The following is a 22,902-nucleotide window of genomic DNA, read 5'->3' as shown; positions in this document are numbered from 1 at the left end:
GGCTTTACCTCAGGCCTCGTTCTCGGGCGTGTAGCGGTAGTAGTTGTAGCCATAGTATTCGGAGTAGCGGTTGCCCGACTTCGACGCGTCGAACATCGTCAGCACCGCCCCCAGGACATTGGGGTGCATCGCGCGCAGGCGGCGCAGCGAAGCGCGCAACGAGCCGCGGCGGCTACGGTCGGACTGGACGACGAGCATCACGCCATCGACAATGGCCGACATCAGCGGCGCATCGGCCAGGCCCAGCACCGGCGGACTGTCGAGGATGACCACGTCATAGATCTCGTTCAGTTCGCGCAGCAATTGGGTCAGGCGGCCCGAGCTGAGCAGTTCGGTCGGGCTGGGCGGCAGGGGACCCGAAGTGATCACCTGCAGGTTGGGCTCATCCGTTTCACGCACCACGTCGGCCAGCGTATCCTGCGCGGTAAGCAGGCTGGACATGCCGTGTTCGTTGGTCACCCCGATCACCGCATGGAGCGCGGGGCGGCGCATGTCGACGTCGAGCAGCAGCACCTTCTTGCCCAGGCGGGCAAGGCCCGTGGCCACGGCCAGGCTGGTGGTGGACTTGCCTTCCGAAGGCTGCGAGCTGGTGACCAGCAGCGAGCGCGGCAGGCCGGTTGCCGTCGAATAGAGCAGCGAACCGCGCAGCGAGTTGTAGCTTTCGCTCACCGCCGACTTCGGATCGGCCAAGGCCGCGGCCGGCGTGGTGTCTTCCGCCTTGGGAATGACGCCAAGCAACGGCATGCCCAGCTTTTCCTCGATGTCTTCCGGCACGCGGACCGCATCGTCCAGCTGGAAGCGGATCAGCACGACCAGCGCCGAGATCGCCAGGGCCGCAAGCAGCGCGATCAACATGTTGTTGACCAGCACCGGCGAGCTGGGGATCGACGGCGGCTCGGCCGCATCGATGATCGAGATGTTGCTGGCGCTGATGCCGGCCGCCGCGTTCAGTTCCTTGAAGCGCTGCAGCAGGCCGTCATACAGGCTGCGGTTGGTATCCGCTTCGCGGGCAAGCAGGTTGTATTGAACCGACTTGTCCTGCTCTTCGAGCGAAGTGCCCTTGAGCTGCGAGAGTTGCTGCTTGAGATTGTTCTCGGCTTCGACCGTCGCATCGTACTGTTCCTTGACGGACGTACGGATGCTCTGCGCCACCGAATTGATCTGCTGGTTGATACCAACGATCTGGGCCTTGACCTGCACCACCGACGGAAAGTCGTCGAGGTGGCGTGCGCGTTCGCGCTGCAGTTCTGCCTCGGCGCGGGAGCGGTCGGCCAGTAGCGACGTAATCGTGCTGTTGGCCAGCACTTCGGGCGCGCCCAGCAGGTTGCCACCCGACAAGGCCTTCCAGCGCTGCTCGGCGGCCATACGGTTGACCTGCGCCTGGTTCAACGCGGTGTTGATCTGCAGCAAGCTGGCCGTGGTCACCGAACCGGTGGTCCCGCCGCTGTCGGCGTCACCGGGCGTGGGCGCGGCATCGCGCGTGCGGATCAGGCCGACCTGCCGGGCATAGGCGTTGAGATCGCGTTCCGACTGCTCGAGCTTGGCCTTGGCTTCGGCGAGCTGGCCCGAAATGAAATCGCGGGCATAGGCCGAACTGTCATAGCGGCGCTGCAGGTTGGCCTGGATGAATTCATTGGCCCAGGCATTGGCGATGCGCGCGGAAAGCTGCTGGTCGATGCTGGTGAACGTGATCGTTGCCAGGCGCGAAGCCGGCGTCATGTCGGCCAGTTCGTTGTTGCTGAGCAGGTTGAGCGTATATTCGCGCACCTGCTGCGGGCTGGCCGTAGGCTTGGGCGCGGGCACGCCCATGCCGGCATAGAACTGCGGATTGCCGGTCAGGCGCAGGCGCTGGGCCACGCGCTCGGCAATGGCGCGGCTGTTGAGAATGGCGATCTGCGTCTTGAGGAAGCGATCGGTATCCTGCGGCGAGGCAACTTCGCCCTGCGAGGCATCCTGCTGATCGTCACCCAGCACCTGGGCCGACTGGTTGTTGATCTGCACCGTGGCAACCGCGGTGTAGCGCGGTGTCTTGAGCATGGTGAAGACCAGCGCCAGCGCCAGTGAACCTGCAATGATCAAGCCGATGAGCCACAAGTTGGCGCGGATGACGAGCAGGATCTTGCGAACGTCGATCTTGCTGCCCTCGTCGTCGTATTCGGCAAGATCGGCAAAGGCATCCGACATCGCGCGCGGCGCGGCGCTGCCAGCAGGAGCGAAGGAGGGGTTGTTGTGCACGGTACCGCCGATCATTAGAAACGGGTCAGGACGTTGAGGAGCCCGGCCATCGAGATGATGTCGCGGTAGATCGACTTCGACTGCGAGAAGCCGACCACGATCACGTCTCCGGCAAACACCTGCGGATCCGGGTCGATGCCCGCACGAATGCGCTTGATGTCGAACCGCGCCACCATGCGCTGGCCGTTCACGTTGCGGAACAGCATGGTCTCGTCCAGCTTGGCGATGCGCGTCGGGCTCTGCGCCATGGCGATCGCGCCCAGCAGGGTGGTGTTGGGCGTGATGGGATAGGAACCGGCGTGGTTGACCTGGCCTTCCACCGAAACCAGCTTTTCAGCGGCGGTGGTCACGTTCAGCGTCACCTGGGGATCGCGCAGATAGCGTGAGCCCAACCGGTTCTGGATTGCCTTCGTCGCCTCGTCGGGAGACATGCCGGCAACCACCACCGAACCGACGAGCGGCACCTGGATGCGGCCGGCCTCGTCCACGACCAGTTTCGCCGCGCTCAGGTCAGGCTCGCCGAACACCGCGAGCGAGAGCTCGTCGCCCTGGCCGATCTTGTACTGATCGGGCAGCTTGGTTTCCGCCTGGGGCTGTGCCACCTGGTATGCGTCTTGGCCCTGCTTCACGGTGGGGGCAACGGGCGTTGCACAACCCGACACGGCAGCGCTCGCAAGAAGAACCGCAATTCTGGGTGGAAGCTTCACTTGGATACGTGCTCCTGCTTTGGTCATTCGAAGCGATCGTCAGCGATCTGTTGCCGCCATGGAAGACGACAGCACACGCCTTTCTCCCTGCCGAAGAAATCTCCGGAACGGAGCGATGCCAGCTATTGCTGCTTTGCACAATAGCATTCTGCGCAGCTTGTCGTGCTGTGACATGGCGCCCCCCATGATTACCCCGGCGGTGTAACAATGCCATTGCAATGCCAGCAGTTCCAGCCGGCATATGGCAAAGCCCGCCTAAGTGTTTCCCCGCTCATCGCCTTTACGGCCCGTTTCGTCGCACAAGTAACGATATACCATTATCTCGCAGTGCAAAATTGATCGCTTCTGCTGCGCGGAATTCCGCACAGTACAAACCAGGCAATCCATCTCGCAGTTGCGTAAGAACGGCCGCGCAGGGACTCGCGCTACACCCCGTGGTAATCGCGATACCAGGCCACGAATCGGCTCACGCCCTCGCGCACCGTGGTGGCCGGCTTGTATCCCAGGTCCCGCTCCAGATCGGAAACGTCGGCATAAGTATCGGGCACATCGCCGGCCTGCAGCGGCAGCAGATTGCGTTCCGCCTTGCGCCCCAGGGCTTCTTCCAGCGCTTCGATATAGGCGGTCAGCTTGACCGGCGCGTTGTTGCCGATGTTATAGATCCGATAGGGCGCGTTCGACGTGGCTGGATCGGGCTGGTGTGCATCCCACGCCGGATCGGGCGCCGCCGGACGATCCAGCGCACGGATCACACCGGCCACGATATCATCCACATACGTGAAATCCCGGGTGTGATTCCCGTGGTTGAACACGTTGATCGGCTTGCCTTCGAGGATCGCGCGGGCAAACAGGAACAGCGCCATGTCCGGCCGGCCCCAGGGCCCGTAGACGGTGAAGAAGCGCAGGCCAGTGGTGGGCAGCCGGTAGAGATGGCTATAGCTGTGCGCCATCAATTCGTTCGCCTTCTTGGTGGCGGCATAGAATTGCAGCGGGTGATCCACGCCAACATGCTCGCTGAACGGCATGGCCTTGTTGGCGCCATAGACCGAGCTGGTCGACGCATAGACCAGATGCTCGATTCCCTGATGGCGGCAGGCTTCGAGGATGTTGGTAAAGCCGACGATATTGCTTTCGACGTAAGCGTGCGGATTCTCGATCGAATAACGCACCCCCGCCTGCGCCGCGAGGTTCACCGCGCGGCGCACCTGACCGTCTTCGAACGCACGCTCCACCGCCCCGCGATCGGCCAGGTTGGCGCGGAAGAAGCGATACGACGAACCCGTGCGCGCCGCCGTCTCTTCCAGGATTTTCAGCCGGGCTTCCTTGATCGCCGGGTCATAGTAATCGTTGACCACGTCCAGCCCCACGACGGCATCGCCTCGTTCGAGCAAGGTCTTGGCGGTGTGAAAGCCGATGAAGCCGGCATTGCCGGTAACCAGGGTAGCCACGCTGCGTCTCCACTTGCGGCGCACGAGCCTGTCCGCCTTGCCGCTGCCATAACCGGCAGAAGCGAAAAAAGGGTAACGCTTTTGCGCCGTTGGCTGGGTCGCGACCTAGGTCGTGAACTCATAAATGGCGCCCCCGAGGCGCCAAAATGGCGAACATATCGGGCCAAAGTGTGCGCCGCGAAGGCTGGTAGCCTTTGCAAGGGCACTTTGGGCTGAGATGGAAGCCATTTTGGCGTCCCTTCGGGATTTGACCCAAAGGCCCCCTCGCAGCGTCGAAAGCACTTGAAATATGTAAGATATTCCCGCGCGCTTTCTCCTCGCGACGGGGCCTTTGGCCTCAAACCTCGGGGGCGCCATTTATGAGTTCACGACCTAAACGCTCAGGTGCTCTTCTTCGCCACGTTGAACGTGCCGGTGACGCGGCCGCTCGGCGCGGTGGTGGTGCCCGTCCCACCCGGTGCCGGCGCGCTGCTGCGTCCGTCCACGCTGGAAAGGCCGGTGTTGAGATCGATCACCAGGCGCCCGCCGTTGAGCGTGTCCTTGCCGCGCCGCAGCGCGACATTGCCCACCATCGTGATGATCCGGCGCGGAATGTCATAGACCGCGCTGTTGCCGCTGGCGCGCTGGTCGCCACGCGTGACCACCACGCCACCGGCCGCATCGATGCGCTGCACCTGAACGGCATTGGTATCGGTATAGGCCAGCGTGGTGCGCGCCGCCTGAAGCCGCAGGTCTTCCTGCGTGATATCGACATTGCCGGTCAGCACGACGCGCTTTTGCCGGTCCTGCAATTCCATGCGGTCTGCGCCAAAATTCACCGGCGCGTTGGAATTGTGCTTGGCAAAGGTCTGGGCATCGAGATGAACCGCACCCGCCACGATCGCGGCCGACAGGGCAAAGCCCGCAGCCAGCGAGCGCAGCGCCAGAACGCGCGTGGAAACGCGGGGCGAGGAAGGGAGCGGGTCGGTCATCTGCGTTGTCCTCATCGAATCGCGCGTCATGGCTTGCCCGGCGTCAGGGCTTGGCTGGAAGGGGCAACTTGCCTTGGTCCATCCGCATGCGAGCATGCCCTTCCAGCGTTACCACCCGATCGTCAAGGTTGGCCGTGATGCGATCGGCCGAAAACGTGCCGGTCGGCAGGCGCCCTTCAACATGCCCATCGCTGACCATGCGCCGCTTGTTCAGGTCGATCGAAGCGCCGTCGGTGATCATGCGATAGCCATCGGAACTTTCGAAATTGACCACGCCGGGCACAGTGATGAACTGCTTGCCAAAGTCATAGGCCCCCTGCTGCGTGGTGAGGATCGCCGGCCCGTCCTTGAGCATGACCCGCGCGGTCACATCCTTGAGCTGCACCACATCCTGCGCCGCGGAATGCTGCACGGCGGTGCCAGCTGTCACCGAAAAGGTCCGCCCCTTGTTGTCCGCGCCGCGATACATCGCGCTGACCACGCGCAGGCGATCGGCCACGACTGCCACCTTGGTGCGGTCAAGCAGGAAGCTGATTTCCCCACGCGGGGCGAGCGGGCTGAGCACCATGACCGCCAGCATCGCCCCGATCAGGCCCGGCAACACAACCGCCAGCGTGCGCACGACACGATCGTGCCGGCCGCCGGGGGCGGCCTTGTGCTGGCGGCGATTGCGCATGCGATCGGCCTGGACTGTCATGGCGTCACAACGTTCATGGGCGTTACAGCGATCATCAGGGCGGGTTGATTACTCGTGGCTGAAGATATCCCGGTCGGCCCACCCGGCAATGTCGAGCAGGGCCCGCGTCGGCAGGAAGTCGAAACAGGCCTGGGCGATCTCGGAACGCTTTTCGCGTGCGAGACGTTCCACCAAGATGGAATGGGCCCCATGCAGATAGCGCACGTCGGATGCGGCATATTCGAGTTGCGCATCGCTCAACACCGCGCCACCCCAGTCGCTAGACTGCTGCTGCTTGGAGATTTCCTTGCCCAGCAATTCGCGCACGAGGTCCTTCAGGCCATGCCGGTCGGTGTAAGTACGCACCAGTTTGGATGCGATCTTGGTGCAGAAAACCGGCGTTGCCATGACACCAAGGTAATGATGAATGGCCGCCAGATCGAACCGTGCGAAATGATAGAGCTTGAGCCGGGCGGGGTCGGCCAGCACGGCGCGCAGATTGGGCGCGGCATAGTCGCTGCCCACCTTGAAACGAACGAGGTGCTCATCGCCCTGCCCGTCGGAAATCTGCACCACGCAAAGCCGGTCGCGCGGCGTGATCAGCCCCATCGTCTCGGTGTCGACGGCAACGATGCCCGGCGCCAGCAAATCGGCGGAAGGCAGGTCTTCTTCATGCAGGTAAACGGCCATGCCCGCGTGCTTAGGCCCGTTCGGCGCAAGCGGCAACCCCAAGGTCCGGCCGATCCCACCACCCGCACGCACCCGCAACCCGGCCAAGACTTTCTGCGCGGCGCACAATCGCCATGCCGTGGTGCAGCGTATTGGCGGTTGCCGCCCTTGGCGGCGTACACTAGGAATAGGGGGCGGTGCCGTGCCACCCTGCCGGAAGGCGCGGTCGATCCACCGCCCAATGCATTTTGGCAGAAAGAGGCATGTTACTGTAAAAAGGCCAGAAAATGGTACCTGGGACCACGCAATCAGGAACGTCTACTACGATGATCACACCGGTTATTCTGTGCGGCGGCAGCGGCACCCGTCTGTGGCCGCGTTCGCGCAAGATCAAGCCCAAGCCGTTCCTTCCGCTGGTTGGCGACACCACGCTGTTCGAAGCCACCGTGCTGCGGTGCAGCACTGAAGCAGGTTTTTCGCCGCCGGTGGTCGTGACCGGGGCGCATCACCTCGATCACGTGGTCGAACAGTTGCCCGATCCGGCCAGCAGCCAGATCATCGTGGAGCCCGAGGGCAAGAACACGGCTGCGGCCATCGCCCTGGCTGCGCTGCGCCTGCCCGAAGACGCCATCATGCTGGTGTGCCCCAGCGACCATCACATCGGCGATTGCGATGCCTTCCAGGCAGCGGCCACCGCCGCCGCCGCGCTGGCCGCTGATGACTGGCTGGTGTCTTTCGGCATTGCAGCGACGGCGCCCGAAACCGGCTTCGGCTATCTGAAGCAAGGCGATCCGATCGAGGGCAGCGGTGGCCGCCGCGTGGAACGCTTTGTCGAAAAGCCCGATCTGGAACGCGCCAAGAGCTTCCTGGCCGATGGCGGCTATGCCTGGAACGGCGGCATCTTCGCGTTCCGCGCAGGGCATTTCCTGGACGAACTGGAACAGCACCGCCCCGACATCGCCAGCGCCGTGCGCGCCGCGGTGGCCAAGGGCCATGCCGATGGCAACGCCTTCCACCCCGACGCGGCCGAATTTGCCAAGATCGCCGGCGAATCGGTGGACTACGCGGTGATGGAAAAAACCGGCCGCGCCGCCATGGTGCCCGCCACCATGGCCTGGTCCGACATCGGCAACTGGCAGGCACTGCACGAAGCGCTCGACAAGGACGAAGTGGGCAATGCCACCAAGGGCCGCGTCGAACTCAAGAACTGCAGCAACGTGCTGGTCCACACCGATGGCCCGCGCGTTTCGGTCGTGGGCGCCAGCAACCTGATCGTGGTGGTCGATGGCGACGACATCCTGGTGTGCACGCCCGAAGGCGCGCAACTTGTGGGCAAGCTGGAAGGTGCGGTGAATCAATGAGCAAGCTGCCGATCCGCTCGGTCGAAAAGCCCTGGGGCAAGGATGTACTGCCCGCGCCGTTCAGTGCGCCCGAAGGCCAGCGCATCGGCGAAATCTGGTTCGTGCCCCCGCCCGAAGTGCCCAGCCTCCTGGTCAAGTACATCTTCACCAGCGAAGCGCTGTCGGTGCAGGTCCACCCCAGCGACGCGCAGGCGGCCGCCGCCGGTGAGAAGGACCGCGGCAAGGAAGAATGCTGGCTGGTGATCGATGCCGAGCCCGGCGCCACGCTCGGCGTGGGTTTCCACGAGCATGTGGACCACGACACGATGCGCGCCGCCGCGCTCGATGGCAGCATCGAGGACATGCTGGTGTGGCATCCGGTCAAGCCGGGCGATTTCTTCTATATTCCGGCCAACACCGTCCACGCCATCGGCGCCGGCGTCAGCCTGATCGAAATCCAGCAGAACAGCGACATCACTTATCGCCTCTATGACTATGGCCGCCCGCGCGAGTTGCATCTCGATGCTGGCATCGCCGTGTCCAAGGGCGAGCCGCTCGATCCGGCGCTGCACAAGCACATCCCCGATACCGGCACGGTAGAGCTCGCCAGCGGCGCCTACTTCACGGCGCACCGCCTCGAAGGGCTGCCCGATGCAGCCCTGGCTGCCGACTATGCCGGCCCGCTGCTGGTGATCCCGCGCATCGGCACCGTGGCGCTTGGCGATGAAATCCTCAAGCCGGGCGATTGCGCCTGGGCGCCGGGGATCGATGCGCTGGCGTTCGATGCGCAGGGCCAGGCGATCGTCGTGCGACCGGCCGCTGCCTGACGGGGCGACGGGCGTGTCCGCGGTTCCTGAAAGCTGGGCACCCGCCCTCGATCCGGTGCTCGCCAGCCCGCTCTTGCGGGCGCTGGGTGGTTTCCTGCGTGCCGAGGAAGCCGCTGGCAAGACGATCTACCCGCCGCGAGGGCAGCGCCTCGCTGCCCTCGAACTGACGCCACTGCCGGCAGTGAAAGTCGTGATCCTGGGGCAAGACCCTTACCACGGCCCCGGCCAGGCGCATGGCCTGGCCTTTTCGGTCCAGCGCGGCGTGAAAGTGCCGCCCAGCCTGGTCAACATCTACAAGGAACTGGAAACCGACCTCGGCCTGCCACGCCCGGCGCATGGCAATCTCACCCATTGGGCGGAGCAGGGCGTGCTGCTGCTCAACAACGCGCTGACGGTGGAAGCCGGCCAGGCCGGTTCGCACCAGGGCAAGGGCTGGGAGGAATTCACCGACGCGGCCGTTGCCGCCGTCGCGGCACGGCCCGATCCGATCGTCTTCCTCCTATGGGGCAGCCACGCCCAGAAAAAGGCCGCACGCGTGCCCGGCCTCGCGTCCGGCCCTCATCTCGTGCTCAAGGCACCGCACCCCAGCCCCTTGTCGGCCCACGCCGGCTTCTTCGGCTGCCGCCATTTCAGCAAGGCCAACGCTTTCCTGGAAAGCCACGGGCAGGCCCCGATCGACTGGCGGGTAGACCCGGCATGAACGCGGCGGTCGACTCCGTCGGCCCTGCCTGGTCGCTGCCAGCAATGCGCGCGGCGCAGGCCCAGGCCTGGACCGCCATCGAACGCCTCGCCGCTGCGATCCATCCCGGCCTGCGCGAGAGCGAAGCCAAGGCGCTTGGCGAAGCAATCATGGCGGACCTCGGCATGGGCCAGGCCTGGCACGCGATGGTGGTGCGCTTCGGCGCCAACACCCTGCGCGTGTTCAGCGACCGGGGCGGCGAAGACCTGACCCTGGCCGAAAACGACATTTTCTTCATCGACATCGGCCCGGTACTGCTGGGCCACGAAGCCGATGTCGGCGCCAGCTTCGCGGCGGGCAACGACCCAGACATGCACGCCTGCGCCGCCGCCGCACGCGAGTTGTGGCACCGCATCGCGGCCATCTGGAACCACGGCGCTGTGCGCGGCACCGCCCTCTACGCCCGCGCGGAGCAGGAAGCCCAAGCCATGGGCTGGCACCTCAACCTCGACGTGCGCGGCCATCGCGTCGCCGATTACCCACACCCTTCGCGCCAGGCCGGCAAGCTTGGTGATCTCGACGGCTTGCCCACGCCAGGCCTGTGGATCCTGGAAATCCAGCTTCGCCACCCCACCCGCCCGTTCGGGGCGTTCTACGAAGATTTGCTGGCCTGATCCGGCGCGGGCGCTGGCGTGCCCAAGCCGCGCACCAGTGCGCCCAGACCGCCGGCAAAATTGCCTTCAAAATCCATCATTCCCTGCAGGAAGGCGCGCATCGGCCCGTTCGCTTCGAACGTTGCCCATCCCAGCGTGAAGGCGATCACCGCAGCCTGGAACGCCAGCGCCTGGTTCTGATCCAGCCCCAGGTCAACCAGCGGCGCGGCAATATGGCGGGCATGGTCTGCCGGGGCCGTCGGCGCGGTGGGATAGGCCAGCGCGCATAGCCTCGGGCCATCGCGCCGCCCCGCCAGGCTCGCACGCAGGGCCGTGCCAAACGCAATCAACCAGGCCTGCCAATCGGGCGCGTTGGGCACGGCGGAATACGCCGCCGCATAGATTTCGGCCGCCATCATGCCCAGCAATTCGGCCTTGTCCCCAATGTGCCAATAAAGCGCCGGCGCCTGCACGCCCAGCCGCGCCGCCAAGCTGCGCATGCTCAACTTTTCCAGGCCCTCGTCCTCCAGCACCGCAAAGGCGGCGGCTACCAGGCGCTGGCGATCAAGAGCGGGTTCGGGGCGGGGCGGCATGGAACCGTCTTGACTCCTTAACACTGTTAAGTCAACCTGCCGGACGGAGAGCGATCGGAAGGAGGCAACAGCCCATGACTTATGCCCGCGATGCCTGGTACGTTGCCGGGTGGAGCCACGAACTGGAACCACAGACCCCCTTTGCCATCACCATCCTGGACGAACGCATCGTGCTGTGGCGCACGCCGACGGGGGCACTTCATGCCCTGGAAGACCGCTGTGTTCATCGCCTTGCCCCGCTATCGCTGGGCCGGTGCGAGGGCGAGGCCTTGCGCTGTGGCTATCACGGGCTGCTGTTCGATGGATCGGGCAAGTGCATCGCGATTCCGGGGCAGGAAACCATCCCACCGCAGGCCCGCGTGCGCCGCTATCCCGCGATCGAGCGGCACAGCTGGATCTGGGTGTGGATGGGGGATCCGGCGCGGGCCGACGAAGACCTTGTCCCGCCGGCCGTGGGTCTGGACGATCCCGATTATATTCTCGGGCACGGTCATCTCGACTATGCGGCGCAGGCGCGACTGATCTGTGACAACCTGCTGGATTTCAGCCACCTTACCTTCGTTCATGCGCAAAGCTTTGGTGCCGGGTCGGAATTTGCCGATACGCCGGCGCGCATCACGCCACTGCCACGCGGCATCCGCTATGAACGATGGATCGAGAACAGCCTCGGTTCGTCCTCGCGCATGTCGGCCACGCCGATGGACAGCTACATGGCCTACGATTTCCTGGTGCCGGGCGTGCTGTTGATGAAGGGTGGCACGTTCGCACCCGGCACCGCCACGCGTTGCGGCTACGGTGCGCCCGATTATGCCGGGGCGACCGGCGGTGTCACCTTCACGAGCCAGGCCGTGACGCCGATGACCGGCGATACGGCGCGCTATTTCTTTTCCTGGGGCCCGCACCGCGCCCATGGCGATGCGGCCTTGCGCGATACCCTGATGGACATCGCGGGCCGCGCCTTTGCCGAGGACAAGACGATGATCGAGGCGCAACAGCGCGTGATCGCCGCGACGCCCGATCCCGCGGTCATGCCCACGGTCCATGACAAGGCGGTGATCTTGTACAACCGCCTTGTCGAGCGGCTGGCCCGACAACCGCAGCCGGCCTGAACCCGCACGAAAAAGGGGCGCTCGCTGCCGAGCGCCCCCTGTCCTGTTTTCGCGGTACGATCGGGTCGCTCAGCGCGGCAGTTCGGTCACACCCATCAGCGCTTCGTCCACGGCGCGGGCGCACTGGCGGCCTTCGCGGATCGCCCAGACCACCAGGCTCTGGCCCCGGCGCATGTCGCCGCAGGCAAAGATGCCGTCCACGCTGGTCTTGTAGTCCACCGTGTTGCCCTTGACGTTGCCACGCGGATCGAGATCCACACCGGCCTGTTCGAGCAGGCCCTGCTTGCGCGGACCGACAAAGCCCATGGCCAGCAGGATGAGATCGGCCTTGAGCACGAATTCGCTGCCCGGCACTTCCTGCATCTTGCCGTCGACCCATTCGACGCGGACGCATTCCAGCCCGGTCACGTCGTTTTCGCCCACCACGCGCTTGGTCAGCACGGCGAATTCGCGGGTCACGCCTTCTTCGTGGCTGGACGAGGTGCGCAGCTTGAGCGGCCAGTTCGGCCAGGTCAGCGCCTTGTCTTCCTTCTCGGGCGGACGCGGCATGATTTCCAGCTGGGTGACGGACAGCGCGCCCTGGCGGTTGGACGTGCCGACGCAGTCCGAACCGGTGTCACCGCCGCCGATCACCACCACGTGCTTGCCCGTGGCAGTGAGCGAACCACGCGGCGCGGCGCGGATTTCATCGTCGCCGGCCACGCGCTTGTTCTGCTGGGTGAGGAATTCCATGGCAAAGCGCACGCCCGGCAGTTCGAAGCCGGGAATACCCAGGGGCCGCGGATCTTCTGCGCCGCCGGACAGGACCACCGCGTCGAAGTTTTCCTTGAGCGAGTCGACCGAGACAGTCACACCCACTTCCACCGACGTGCGGAAATCCACGCCTTCGGCCATCATCTGGATCAGACGACGGTTGATCAGGTGCTTTTCCATCTTGAAGTCGGGAATGCCATAGCGGAGCAGGCCGCCCACGCGATCCGACTTCTCGAACACGGTCACTGAATGGCCCGCACGCGCCAGTTGCTGCGCGGCAGCCATGCCCGCCGGGCCCGACCCGACCACCGCGACCGACTTGCCGGTCTTCTTCGCGGCGACCTGCGGCTCGATCCAGCCTTCCTTCCACCCCTTGTCGACGATCGCGCATTCGATCGACTTGATGGTGACGGGTTGGTCGACGATGTTGAGCGTGCACGCCGCCTCGCATGGAGCGGGACAGACGCGGCCGGTGAATTCCGGGAAGTTGTTGGTCGAATGCAGGTTGTCCAGCGCTTCGCGCCAGTCGCTTTCATAGACCAGGTGGTTCCAGTCCGGGATCTGGTTGTTCACCGGACAGCCATTGTGACAGTAGGGAATGCCACAGTTCATGCAGCGCGAGGCCTGGCCCTTGAGCGAGCCTTCGTCGTGCGGAACGATGAACTCGCGATAGTGCTTCAGGCGCTCGGCCGGGGCATCATAGCCCCGGTCCTTGCGGTCGAGTTCGAGAAAGCCGGTTGCCTTACCCATTGTAGTCTATTCCTTATTCCGCAGCGACCGACGCGGCTTCAAGGCGCTCGGCCTCAAGCTGGCGGAGCGCACGCGCATAGTCGCGCGGCATGACCTTGACGAAACGCGACACTTCCTGATCCCAGTTGTCGAGGATCGCGCGGGCCCGCTTGGACCCGGTGTGCAGCAGGTGACGCTCGATCAGCACGCGCAAGCGTTCGGCGTCATGACGCAGCATGTCGCCCATGCCGAAGTCGTTGACGTCCACCCCGCGCTGCTGCGGTCGGCCGGCACCGTCGTCTTCGTCGCGCGCGGCCGAAACCGGCAGCACGTCGACCATGGCGCCGTTCACCAGCGAACCGAAGTTGCCATCCACGTCATAGACATAGGCCACCCCGCCCGACATCCCGGCGGCAAAGTTGCGCCCGGTCTTGCCCAGCACCACGACCACGCCGCCGGTCATGTATTCGCAGCCATGGTCGCCGGTGCCTTCGACCACCGCCAGGGCACCGGAATTGCGCACGCCGAAACGTTCGCCACCCACGCCGTTGAAGAACGCCTCGCCGGCAATCGCGCCATAGAGCACGGTGTTGCCCACGATGATGTTCTCGGCTGCCTCGCGCTCCACATGCGCCGGCTGGCGCACGATCACGCGGCCGCCCGACAGGCCCTTGCCGACATAGTCGTTGGCATCGCCCACCAGGTCGAGCGTGACGCCGTGGGCCAGGAACGCGCCGAACGACTGGCCCGCCACGCCCTTGAACGCCACGTTGATCGTGTTGTCGGGCAGGCCGGCATGACCATAGCGACGTGCCACTTCGCCCGAGAGCATCGCGCCCACGGTGCGGTTGACGTTGATCACCGCACGCTCGATGCGCACCGGCTCGCCCGCTTCAAGAGCAGGCGCCGCCGCCGCGATGAGGTCGTTGTCGAGCGCGGCATCGAGGCCGTGGTCCTGGTGCCCGGTCCAGTTGAGGCCGGTGCCTTCCACCGGTTCCACCTTGTGCAGCAGACGCGACAGGTCGATCCCTTGCGCCTTCCAGTTCGCCACGACCTTGCGCGTGTCGAGACGGTCTACCCGGCCGACCATTTCAGCCACCGTGCGGAAGCCCATCTCGGCCATGATCGCGCGCAGTTCTTCGGCCACGAAGAAGAAGTAGTTGATCACGTGCTCGGGCTGGCCGGTGAAGCGCGCGCGCAGCACCGGGTCCTGCGTCGCCACACCCACCGGGCAGGTGTTGAGGTGGCACTTGCGCATCATGATGCACCCGGCCGCGATCAGCGGCGCGGTGGCAAAGCCGAACTCGTCGGCACCCAGCAGCGCGGCAATCGCCACGTCGCGGCCCGTGCGCAGGCCACCATCGGCCTGCACACAGATACGGCTGCGCAGGTTGTTGAGCAGCAGGGTCTGCTGGGTTTCGGCCAGGCCGATTTCCCAGGGGCTGCCGGCGTGGGTCAGCGAGGTGAGCGGCGAAGCGCCGGTCCCGCCTTCATAGCCCGAGATCGTGACATGGTCGGCACGCGCCTTGGAAACGCCCGCGGCCACGGTGCCCACGCCCACTTCCGACACCAGCTTGACCGAAACGCGCGCCTTGGTGTTCACGTTCTTGAGATCGTGAATGAGCTGGGCAAGGTCTTCGATCGAATAGATGTCGTGGTGCGGCGGCGGCGAGATCAGGCCGACACCCGGGGTCGAGTGGCGAGTCTTGCCGATCACCTTGTCGACCTTGTCACCCGGCAGCTGGCCCCCTTCACCGGGCTTGGCGCCCTGGGCCATCTTGATCTGGATGTCGTCGGCATTGACGAGATATTCAGCGGTGACGCCAAAGCGACCCGAGGCGACCTGCTTGATCGCCGAGCGCATCGAATCGCCGTTGGGCAGCGGCTTGAAGCGATCGGGCTCCTCGCCGCCTTCGCCGGTGTTGGACTTGCCGCCGATGCGGTTCATCGCGATGGCCAGCGTCGTGTGTGCCTCGCGGCTGATCGAGCCGAAGCTCATCGCCCCGGTGGCAAAGCGCCGGACGATCTCGTTCGCCGGCTCCACTTCGCTGATGTCGATCGGCTGGTCGGCCGGCTTCAGCTCCATCAAGCCGCGGATGGTGAGCATCCGTTCGGACTGGTCATTGATGGTCTGGGCAAATTCCTTGTACTTTTCAGGAATGTTGCCGCGCACGGCGTGCTGCAGGCTGGCGATGTTGCCGGCCGTCCAGGCGTGCTCCTCGCCGCGCAGGCGCAGCTGGTACATGCCGCCCACGTCGAGCATCTTCTTGTAGATCGGGTTATCGCCATAGGCCGTGGCATGACGGCGCACGGTTTCCTCGGCCACTTCCTTGAGGCCGACGCCTTCGATCGAGGTCGCCGTGCCGGTGAAGTACTTGTCAACGAAGGCCGAAGACAGGCCAACCGCGTCGAAGATCTGCGCCCCGCAATAGGACTGGTAGGTCGAGATGCCCATCTTGGACATGACCTTGAGGATGCCCTTGCCGATCGCCTTGATGTAGTTCTTCTGCACGTCATAGGGCGTGAGCGGCAGGCCCTTGTCGATGCGGATGGCTTCGAGCGTCTCGAACGCGAGGTAGGGATTGACCGCTTCGGCGCCATAGCCGGCCAGCACGCAGAAGTGGTGCACTTCGCGCGCTTCGCCGGTTTCCACGACCAGGCCGGTCTGCATGCGCAGGCCCTGGCGCACCAGGTGATGGTGCACCGCGGCCGTCGCCAGCAGTGCAGGCATGGCAATGCGATCTGCGCTTTGCGCACGGTCCGACAGGATCAGGATATTCTTGTCTGCCAGCACCGCTTCGGTGGCGGCCCAGCACATTTCCTTGATCGCCATGGCCAGGCCATCGGCACCGGTGGTCGCGTCCCAGGTCGTGTCGATCGTGGCGGTGCGGAACGCGCCATCGAGCGCGGCCTCGACCGAGCGGATCTTGGCCACGTCCTCGTTCGTGAGGATCGGCTGGTCCACTTCAAGGCGCTTGTGGCTGCCGGCGTCATGGCCGAGCAGGTTCGGGCGCGGGCCGATCATCGACACCAGGCTCATCACCAGCTCCTCGCGGATCGGGTCGATCGGCGGGTTGGTGACCTGGGCGAAGTTCTGCTTGAAATAGTCGTAGAGCAGGCGCGAGCGCTTGGAGAGCACGGCAATCGGCGTGTCGGTGCCCATCGAGCCGATCGGGTCTTCCCCGATCGCGGCCATCGGCTCCAGGAACTTGGTCACGTCTTCCTGGGTGTAACCGAAGGCCTGCTGGCGATCGAGCAGGCTGTCGGTCGCGGTAGGCAGCGCCACGACTTCGGGCTCGACCACTTCAAGCTCCTTGAGCTTGTACTGGGCGGCACCGAGCCATTCCTCATAGGGTTCGGCAGCCGAGAGCTGAGCCTTGAGCTCATCGTCTTCCACGATGCGGCCCTGCTCCAGGTCGATCAGCAGCATGCGGCCGGGCTGGAGGCGCCACTTGCGCACGATGTCTTCCTCGCGGAACGGCAGAACGCCGCTTTCCGAGGCCATGCAGACCAGATCGTCGCGCGTGATCGAGAAGCGCGCCGGGCGCAAGCCGTTGCGATCGAGCGTGGCACCGATCTGGCGCCCGTCGGTGAACGCCACGGCTGCCGGGCCATCCCACGGTTCCATCAACGCGGCGTGGTATTCATAGAACGCACGGCGCTTGGGATCCATCAGCGCGTTGCCGGCCCAGGCTTCGGGCATCAGCATCATCATGGCATGGGCAATGCCATAGCCGCCAGCCACCAGCAGTTCGAGCGCGTTGTCGAGGCTGGCGGTGTCGGACTGGCCATGCGGGATCAGCGGCCACATCTTGTCGAGATCCGGGCCGAGCAGCTCGGATTCCATGGTGCGGCGGCGCGCGTTCATCCAGTTGACGTTGCCGCGCACGGTGTTGATTTCACCATTGTGCGCCACGAAACGGAACGGATGCGCCAGCTTCCAGCTGGGGAACGTGTTGGTCGAAAAGCGCTGGTGCACCAAGCCGAGTGCCGAAACGCAGTCCGGATCACGCAGATCGTCATAGAACGAGCCGACCTGGCCGGCCAGCAGCAGCCCCTTGTACACGATCGTGCGCGAGGAGAAGCTGGGCAGGTACAGTTCGGTCACGCCGGGCAGGCCATGCTTTTCGGCCATGGCTTCGAGCGGGTTCTGCGTCTGCTTGCGGATCGCCAGCAGCTTGCGCTCGAACGCATCCTGGTCGGCGCAGTTCTCGCCGCGCTTGATGAAGCACTGGCGGATCACCGGCATCGATTGGATCACGGTCTTGCCAAGGCCATCGAGCGTCACGGGCACATCGCGCCAGCCGATCAGCTCCTGGCCTTCCTTGGCCACGAACTTTTCGAACTTTTCGATCACGAAGTTCCGCGCCGCTTCGTCCTGCGGCAGGAAGCACATCGCCACGGCATAGTCGCCCGGCTGCGGCAGTTCCTTGCCTTCGCCCGCGGCCCACTTGCGGAACAACTGGTCGGGCAGCTGGATCAGCAGGCCGGCGCCATCGCCCAGCAGCGGATCGGCGCCCACCGCGCCGCGGTGGTCGAGATTGCGCAGAATCTCCAGCGCTTGGCCAATAATCGCGTGGCTTTTGACGCCTTTGATGTGGGCAACAAAGCCCATGCCACATGCGTCATGCTCGTTACGCGGATCATACAGGCCCTGAACCGGCGGAAATCCCATCGCGTTGATCGTCCCTACACCCAAAGAAAGAAAGCTCGCACGAATCACGGCGCCGGAAAGCGTCGAAAGTTGCGCGAGAATCCCCCATGACTGTTGGAAAGTTATTTTGCAACCGGGGAGGGCCGCCCAAATGGGAAACCGTGCCGGGAAATACGGATGCGATGCTTAAATGTCGCACCGCAGCAGGGCGATGCGATCACACCCCCTAGCGGTTCGCCGTCATCCGCTGCAGCGTAGCGAGGGCATCGCGCAAGGCCTGCTCGGTGCTTTCCGCATCGGGTGCCGCTGTGGTCTCGCTGCCATCAAACGCCTGGAATCGGTTGGGAACGGCGGCGAGATAGGGTCGTTCGAACGGCGCCGCCAGAGGGGCGGCCGCGCCCTGTTCATCGATGCGCTGGGCACGCGCCTGACCCGGGAAGATCACAACCGGCTGCGGCGTTGCAGCAGGGCTGCCGGAAAGGGCATGGCGGCTCGAATCCGCCCGACGCACGGCGGCGGCCATGTCGAGCAACGACGAATAGCGTTGTTCCAGCACCGCTGCCTCGCCGGTCGGCTCTCCCGCCTGGCCGGTATCAGCCGGGCCAACACGGTGGAGGCGAGGCATGGCCAGGACATCGCCCGGAGCATGGCCACGCGCCGCGTCCACCACAGGCGTACCAGCCTCATCGCCGCTGTCGAAGCCGGTCGGCGCCCGGGGCGTCAGGTGATAGGCCGGGGCGCTGTCTTCCACCGCATTGTCAAGGGCACGACGATGATCGGCAATGGCCAGCGCCAGGCGCTCGACCAGTTGCACCAGGCCCAGTCCATCAAGGTCGGCCTGGGCAACGGGGGAGCGGCCGCCTTCGCCAACGGCCTGGCGGGCCATGGCAAACAGCGAGGGTCCCGCCGGAACGGTCACGCGGGCAGGTTCTTCCGCTTCATCCGTCTCTTCGGCGGGCCGGGCGTCGCTGGCTTCGTCCACGGCCTCGGGCAATACCGGTTCCGGCTCCACAGCCGGAGAAACACTGTTGGCCGTGTCGGCCGCTTGCTCAGGCCCAGGCCCAGGCCCAAACTCGGCCTCAGGCTCAGGCCCAAGCCCAGGCCCAGGCTCGGCCACAGGCACTGTTTCCGCCACAGTTTCGGGCGCCGCTTCGGGAAGGGGCACGATGTCCTCGCGCGCCGCTTCGCCCAGCGCCTCGGCCAGGAATGCGGGTGGAACGAACGGCTCGGCACTCTCGGCCGTGCCTTCGTAGATGGCAAAGGGGTCAAAGGCGTCGCGCGCGAAATCGCTGCCGCCGGGCAGCAGGTCTTCCACCGGATCGATCGCCTGCGGCGCGCTGGGGCCATTCTGGGTCACCAGCGGGCGCCGGCGTAGCGCCAGCGCCGAATCGTCAGCCACGATCGTGGTCTCGGATTCATCGATCATGTCGGCGCTCACCACCAGCGGGCGGCGGGGCGGCGCATCGGGATGGGCGTCGCGGGCCCGCACGCGCGGCGCGGTGGCCACAACAACAGGCGCTGCGATTTCCAGGTCGCTTTCAGCCGGGTCCGCCATCGGGCGATGGCGCGCGCCCAGGCGCAGCCCGATCAAGAGGCCCAGCATGCCGCCAACGCCGGTCAACAGCAGCGCGACCAGCGCCCGCGCGGTAAAGCCCAGCGGCGGCGCGGCGGCCGCCACCAGATGGGGCAGGCCGCTGGCCACGACAACGCGCTGCAACAGATCCACCGGCACGGCAAAGCTGGCCAGCCCGAACAGCGCCGCAAACCACAGGGCGGCAAAGGCGGGAAACAGCCGATGCGCGGTGATCGGCTTGTGCCGGGCCCCTGCCTTGCGCTTGGTCTTGGTCACCTGTGCATACCCCCAATCGTGAACCGTCCACCCATCAACCACTTGCCATGGTGCAGGGCGAATCGGCCTTCAGGCAAGCCTGCCGCTGTGCCAATCCCCTGACATTTCAGGCAGCCAGAACGGGCTTGTCCAGTGCATGGGCTATCAGGCCTTGGTAAACGGGAAGATAACGCGCCGCGTTGGCCGCCCAGTCATGGGCCTGCTCGACAAAGGCGCGGGCGACCTGGCGCTGCTGCCCCCATTCGCTGCGCCGTGCGAACAACGCCACCATGGCCGCCGCCAGTGCGGCGGGATCATCGGGTGCAAACAGCGTGCCGGTCTGGCCATCGCGAATCAGTTCACGGTGGCCGCCCACGTCGCTTGCGGCCACCAGCTTGCCCTGGGCCATAGCCTCCAGCGGCTTGAGCGGGGTGACCAAGTCGGTCAGGCGCATGGCCTTGCGCGGATAGCACACCACATCGGCCAGCGCGTAATAGCGGTCCACCTCGTGATGCGGCACGCGGCCGACAAAGCGAATGGCATGCGCGGCCGGGCTGGCCGCCGCCTGGGCGCGCAGCGCCTCGGCCGCCGGCCCGCCACCCACCAGCAGTAGCCGGGCACCGGGCACTTGCGCCACGATCGCCGGCATGGCCGCGATCATGTCGTCCAGCCCCTCATAGGGATAGAAGCTGCCGAGGAAGCCGATCACCGGCCCCTCGCCCAGCCCAAGCTGGTCAGCCAGTGCCGGATCGGGCGCGGGCGGCGTGCCGAACAGGGCCAGGTCCACGCCGTTGGGCATGATCGTGATCTTGCCCGGTGCCACGCCGCGCGCCACCAGATCGTCCTTCAATCCCTGGCAGATCGTCACCACCGCGTCGGCCCCGGCCACGACGCGGTTCTCCAGTTGCCGTGTCAGCCAATAGCGGGGCGATCCTTCGCGGCCCGTGCCGTTGCCCACCGCCGCGTCTTCCCAGAAAGCCCGGATTTCATAGACCACCGGCAGCCCCAGCCGCTTGCCCGCACGCACCGCCGCCAGCCCGCACAGGGCCGGACTGTGGGCGTGAAGCACATCGGGCCGCCATTCGCGCGCCACGGCCACGATCCGATCGGCCAGCAGCCCCGCCTCGCGCCACTCGCGCAAGCCCGGCGGGCCGCCAGCCTCTCCGCCGGTGCGATGGAACAGCAGGCCGTCATGGCTTTCGGGATCGTTTCCCTCGGCCGGCGCGGCATGGCGCAGCCCCGTCACCCCGCGCACCTCTAGCCCATGCCCTTCCTGCGCCTTGAGGATCGCGCGCGTGCGAAAGGTATAGCCGCTGTGCAGCGGCAACGAGTGATCGAGAACGTGGAGAATCCGGGCCATGCCCCAACGCTTGGCACAACAAGCCTTAACGGCCAGCAAATTCTTCGCTTAACGCGCCGTCAACCGTGTCGCACTATGCCCGTGCGAAAGGCATTCGGGCGACGCAAGACGATGATCGACAAGATAACCATCTTCGTGCCCCATATCCTGATGGCACTGATGATCTGGAAACTGGTGCATCGTGCCGATCTCGACGATGACCCCGCCCTGCCCAACCGCCGCCAGCCGCTGATGGGCCGGCGCCCGCCTGCCGCGTCGTCCCCGCACGACGACAGCCAGGGTGCGGCCGGCGATGCTTGACCTGTTTTTCACCGCGTTCTGCCTGGCCTTCCTGGGCGCAGGGCTCAAGCGGCCGTTCCTGTTCGTGATGGCCTATGCCTATATCGATATCGTGGCGCCGCAGAAGGTGAGCTGGGGCTTCCTCACGCATATCCCGATCTCGCTGATCGCGTTCTCGTGCGCCTTGCTCGGCTGGATCGTGGCGGAAGACAAGAACGGCATCCGCATTTCCCCGCGCCAGTTCGTGCTGCTGCTGCTGCTGGTCTATTGCGGCCTCACCACGCGCACCGCCGATTTCCCGGTGGAAGCGGCGGCGAAATGGTCATGGGTGTGGAAAGCTCTGGTCTTTGCTCTGTTCCTGCCGCTCACCCTGCGCACGCGGCTGCGGATCGAGGCGCTGACGCTGACCATGGTGCTCTCGGTCGGGGTGATCGTGATCGGCGGCGGCATCAAGACGCTGGGCTCGGGCGGCGGCTATGGCGAATTGCGCCTGCTGGTGAACGACAATACCGGGCTCTACGAAGGCTCGATCATTTCCACCGTGGCCATGGGGATCATCCCGCTTGCGCTGTGGCTCGCCAACCATGGCACAATCTTCAAGCCGGACTGGAAGGCCAAGCTCTTTGCCGCCGGCATCTGCTTTTCCTGCCTGCTCATGCCGGTGGGAACCCAGGCGCGCACCGGGTTGATCTGCGCGGTGGTGCTGGCGGTGATGATGCTGCGCTCCACCCGGCGGCGCATGCTCTATATCAGTATCGTCTGCGCCGGTGCGCTGGTCGCTGTGCCGCTGCTGCCCTCCAGCTTTACCGAGCGCATGGGCACGATCAAGAACCACCAGGCCGACCAGTCCGCCTCGACCCGCGTGGCGGTGTGGAAATGGACCATCGAATTTGCCAAGACTCACCCGTTTGGCGGCGGCTTCGACGCGTTCCGCCAGAACAGCGTCAGCTATGATACGGTCAAGGCCGACTATGCCGGTGACAACAACGCCGCGATCGAGACCGACCATATCGAGGAAAAGGGCCGCGCCTATCACTCCGCCTATTTCGAGATGCTGGGCGAGCAGGGCTATCCCGGCCTCGGGCTATGGCTGCTGCTGCATCTGATGGGCGTGTTCCAGATGGAGCTGATCCGGCGGCGTTATCGCAAGAACCCGCCCGAAGGCTTTGCCTGGGTTTCGCCATTGGCCGATGCGCTGCAACAGGCGCAGATATGCTATCTCGTCGGCTCCACTTTCGTGGGCATCGCGTTCCAGCCGTTCTGCTACATGCTGGTGGGGCTGCAATGCGGGCTTTCGGCCTATATCGGCCGGGTGCGGCGCGCCGCCCCCAAGCCCTTCGTCTCCCGCCGCGCAGTGCCCGCCCCGGTCTGAACCGGGAACGGGCCCAGGCG

18 protein-coding genes are annotated in these 22,902 nt (G+C 65.4%); 7 read left to right on the top strand and 11 right to left on the bottom strand.

The genetic code is table 11. The features are described 5' to 3' along the window. Nucleotides 1-9: 9 nt before the first annotated feature. The 6 genes from FHW94_RS13485 to FHW94_RS13460 form a co-directional block, all read right to left on the bottom strand. A complete protein-coding gene (locus FHW94_RS13485) occupies nt 10-2,235 on the bottom strand; it encodes a polysaccharide biosynthesis tyrosine autokinase (RefSeq protein WP_349237518.1) in 2,226 nt (741 codons plus the stop codon). A gap of 14 nt (nt 2,236-2,249) precedes the next feature. Beyond that, nucleotides 2,250-2,837, bottom strand: a complete 588-nt coding sequence (locus FHW94_RS13480; RefSeq protein WP_168556351.1) for a polysaccharide biosynthesis/export family protein — start codon at nt 2,835-2,837, stop codon at nt 2,250-2,252. Nucleotides 2,838-3,367: 530 nt separating this feature from the next. After that, complete coding sequence (locus tag FHW94_RS13475; RefSeq protein ID WP_168556350.1) at nt 3,368-4,390, bottom strand: NAD-dependent epimerase; 1,023 nt, start codon at nt 4,388-4,390, stop codon at nt 3,368-3,370. Nucleotides 4,391-4,770: 380 nt separating this feature from the next. Next, complete coding sequence (locus FHW94_RS13470) at nt 4,771-5,361, bottom strand: LptA/OstA family protein (protein WP_168556349.1); 591 nt, start codon at nt 5,359-5,361, stop codon at nt 4,771-4,773. A 43-nt stretch (nt 5,362-5,404) separates the two neighbouring features. After that, nucleotides 5,405-6,058 (bottom strand): LPS export ABC transporter periplasmic protein LptC, encoded by a 654-nt coding sequence (gene lptC / locus FHW94_RS13465; RefSeq protein ID WP_168556348.1) that lies wholly within the window; start codon nt 6,056-6,058, stop codon nt 5,405-5,407. Nucleotides 6,059-6,106: 48 nt separating this feature from the next. Beyond that, a complete protein-coding gene (locus FHW94_RS13460; protein ID WP_168556556.1) occupies nt 6,107-6,727 on the bottom strand; it encodes a ribonuclease D in 621 nt (206 codons plus the stop codon). A gap of 305 nt (nt 6,728-7,032) precedes the next feature. Between FHW94_RS13460 and FHW94_RS13455 the strand changes: the two genes are divergently transcribed. From FHW94_RS13455 to FHW94_RS13440, 4 genes are read left to right on the top strand one after another with little or no spacing between them, the layout of a single operon-like run. After that, nucleotides 7,033-8,067, top strand: a complete 1,035-nt coding sequence (locus FHW94_RS13455; RefSeq protein WP_168556347.1) for a mannose-1-phosphate guanylyltransferase — start codon at nt 7,033-7,035, stop codon at nt 8,065-8,067. Beyond that, the gene (locus FHW94_RS13450; RefSeq protein ID WP_168556346.1) at nt 8,064-8,873 is read left to right on the top strand and encodes a class I mannose-6-phosphate isomerase; all 810 of its coding nucleotides are present in this window, start codon (nt 8,064-8,066) and stop codon (nt 8,871-8,873) included. The genes FHW94_RS13455 and FHW94_RS13450 overlap by 4 nt, the downstream gene beginning before the upstream one ends. 13 nt (nt 8,874-8,886) lie before the next feature. Continuing rightward, nucleotides 8,887-9,573 carry a uracil-DNA glycosylase gene (gene ung / locus FHW94_RS13445; protein WP_349237517.1) on the top strand — a complete coding sequence of 229 codons (687 nt, stop codon included), beginning with the start codon at nt 8,887-8,889 and terminating at the stop codon, nt 9,571-9,573. Further along, complete coding sequence (locus FHW94_RS13440) at nt 9,570-10,226, top strand: M24 family metallopeptidase (protein ID WP_168556344.1); 657 nt, start codon at nt 9,570-9,572, stop codon at nt 10,224-10,226. Before ung ends, FHW94_RS13440 begins: the two co-directional genes overlap by 4 nt. Here FHW94_RS13440 and FHW94_RS13435 read toward each other — a convergent pair. Then, nucleotides 10,205-10,798 (bottom strand): TetR family transcriptional regulator, encoded by a 594-nt coding sequence (locus FHW94_RS13435; RefSeq protein ID WP_168556343.1) that lies wholly within the window; start codon nt 10,796-10,798, stop codon nt 10,205-10,207. The two genes, FHW94_RS13440 and FHW94_RS13435, sit on opposite strands and share 22 nt — an antisense overlap. 74 nt (nt 10,799-10,872) lie before the next feature. On the opposite strand from FHW94_RS13435, the gene FHW94_RS13430 reads away from it, so the two are divergent. After that, entirely contained in the window at nt 10,873-11,907 is a 1,035-nt protein-coding gene (locus tag FHW94_RS13430) for an aromatic ring-hydroxylating dioxygenase subunit alpha (protein WP_168556342.1), read from the top strand. A 69-nt stretch (nt 11,908-11,976) separates the two neighbouring features. Here the strand turns inward: FHW94_RS13430 and FHW94_RS13425 are convergent, their stop codons facing one another. From FHW94_RS13425 to FHW94_RS13410, 4 genes are all read right to left on the bottom strand, one after another. Then, complete coding sequence (locus FHW94_RS13425; protein ID WP_168556341.1) at nt 11,977-13,410, bottom strand: glutamate synthase subunit beta; 1,434 nt, start codon at nt 13,408-13,410, stop codon at nt 11,977-11,979. A 13-nt stretch (nt 13,411-13,423) separates the two neighbouring features. Further along, a complete protein-coding gene (gene gltB, locus FHW94_RS13420) occupies nt 13,424-18,064 on the bottom strand; it encodes a glutamate synthase large subunit (protein WP_168556340.1) in 4,641 nt (1,546 codons plus the stop codon). 205 nt (nt 18,065-18,269) lie between these two features. Continuing rightward, a complete protein-coding gene (locus FHW94_RS13415; protein ID WP_168556339.1) occupies nt 18,270-19,892 on the bottom strand; it encodes a hypothetical protein in 1,623 nt (540 codons plus the stop codon). A 106-nt stretch (nt 19,893-19,998) separates the two neighbouring features. Further along, nucleotides 19,999-21,231, bottom strand: coding sequence for a TIGR04063 family PEP-CTERM/XrtA system glycosyltransferase (locus FHW94_RS13410; RefSeq protein WP_168556338.1), 1,233 nt, complete (start codon nt 21,229-21,231; stop codon nt 19,999-20,001). Nucleotides 21,232-21,342: 111 nt separating this feature from the next. Between FHW94_RS13410 and FHW94_RS13405 the strand changes: the two genes are divergently transcribed. Both FHW94_RS13405 and FHW94_RS13400 read left to right on the top strand, forming a co-directional pair. After that, nucleotides 21,343-21,531, top strand: a complete 189-nt coding sequence (locus FHW94_RS13405; protein ID WP_168556133.1) for a hypothetical protein — start codon at nt 21,343-21,345, stop codon at nt 21,529-21,531. Then, on the top strand, nt 21,524-22,882 hold the full coding sequence (locus FHW94_RS13400; RefSeq protein ID WP_168556337.1) for a putative O-glycosylation ligase, exosortase A system-associated: 1,359 nt from the start codon (nt 21,524-21,526) through the stop codon (nt 22,880-22,882). The genes FHW94_RS13405 and FHW94_RS13400 overlap by 8 nt, the downstream gene beginning before the upstream one ends. Nucleotides 22,883-22,902 lie beyond the last annotated feature (20 nt).

This window comes from Novosphingobium sp. SG720 (genome assembly GCF_012275365.1).
GTDB classification, from domain to species: Bacteria; Pseudomonadota; Alphaproteobacteria; order Sphingomonadales; family Sphingomonadaceae; genus Novosphingobium; species Novosphingobium rhizosphaerae.
The sequence above is the reverse complement of the archived record's forward strand: the minus strand, read 5'-3'. Positions and strand labels throughout refer to the sequence as shown.

Bases quoted from the DNA above. Each gene is read 5' to 3' on its own strand.
- FHW94_RS13470 (WP_168556349.1), bottom strand. From the start codon at position 5,361: ATGACCGACCCGCTCCCTTCCTCGCCCCGCGTTTCCACGCGCGTTCTG.
- lptC (WP_168556348.1), bottom strand. From the start codon at position 6,058: ATGACAGTCCAGGCCGATCGCATGCGCAATCGCCGCCAGCACAAGGCC.
- FHW94_RS13460 (WP_168556556.1), bottom strand. From the start codon at position 6,727: ATGGCCGTTTACCTGCATGAAGAAGACCTGCCTTCCGCCGATTTGCTG.
- FHW94_RS13455 (WP_168556347.1), top strand. From the start codon at position 7,033: ATGATCACACCGGTTATTCTGTGCGGCGGCAGCGGCACCCGTCTGTGG.
- FHW94_RS13450 (WP_168556346.1), top strand. From the start codon at position 8,064: ATGAGCAAGCTGCCGATCCGCTCGGTCGAAAAGCCCTGGGGCAAGGAT.
- FHW94_RS13440 (WP_168556344.1), top strand. From the start codon at position 9,570: ATGAACGCGGCGGTCGACTCCGTCGGCCCTGCCTGGTCGCTGCCAGCA.
- FHW94_RS13435 (WP_168556343.1), bottom strand. From the start codon at position 10,798: ATGCCGCCCCGCCCCGAACCCGCTCTTGATCGCCAGCGCCTGGTAGCC.
- FHW94_RS13430 (WP_168556342.1), top strand. From the start codon at position 10,873: ATGACTTATGCCCGCGATGCCTGGTACGTTGCCGGGTGGAGCCACGAA.
- FHW94_RS13425 (WP_168556341.1), bottom strand. From the start codon at position 13,410: ATGGGTAAGGCAACCGGCTTTCTCGAACTCGACCGCAAGGACCGGGGC.
- gltB (WP_168556340.1), bottom strand. From the start codon at position 18,064: ATGGGATTTCCGCCGGTTCAGGGCCTGTATGATCCGCGTAACGAGCAT.
- FHW94_RS13410 (WP_168556338.1), bottom strand. From the start codon at position 21,231: ATGGCCCGGATTCTCCACGTTCTCGATCACTCGTTGCCGCTGCACAGC.
- FHW94_RS13405 (WP_168556133.1), top strand. From the start codon at position 21,343: ATGATCGACAAGATAACCATCTTCGTGCCCCATATCCTGATGGCACTG.
- FHW94_RS13400 (WP_168556337.1), top strand. From the start codon at position 21,524: ATGCTTGACCTGTTTTTCACCGCGTTCTGCCTGGCCTTCCTGGGCGCA.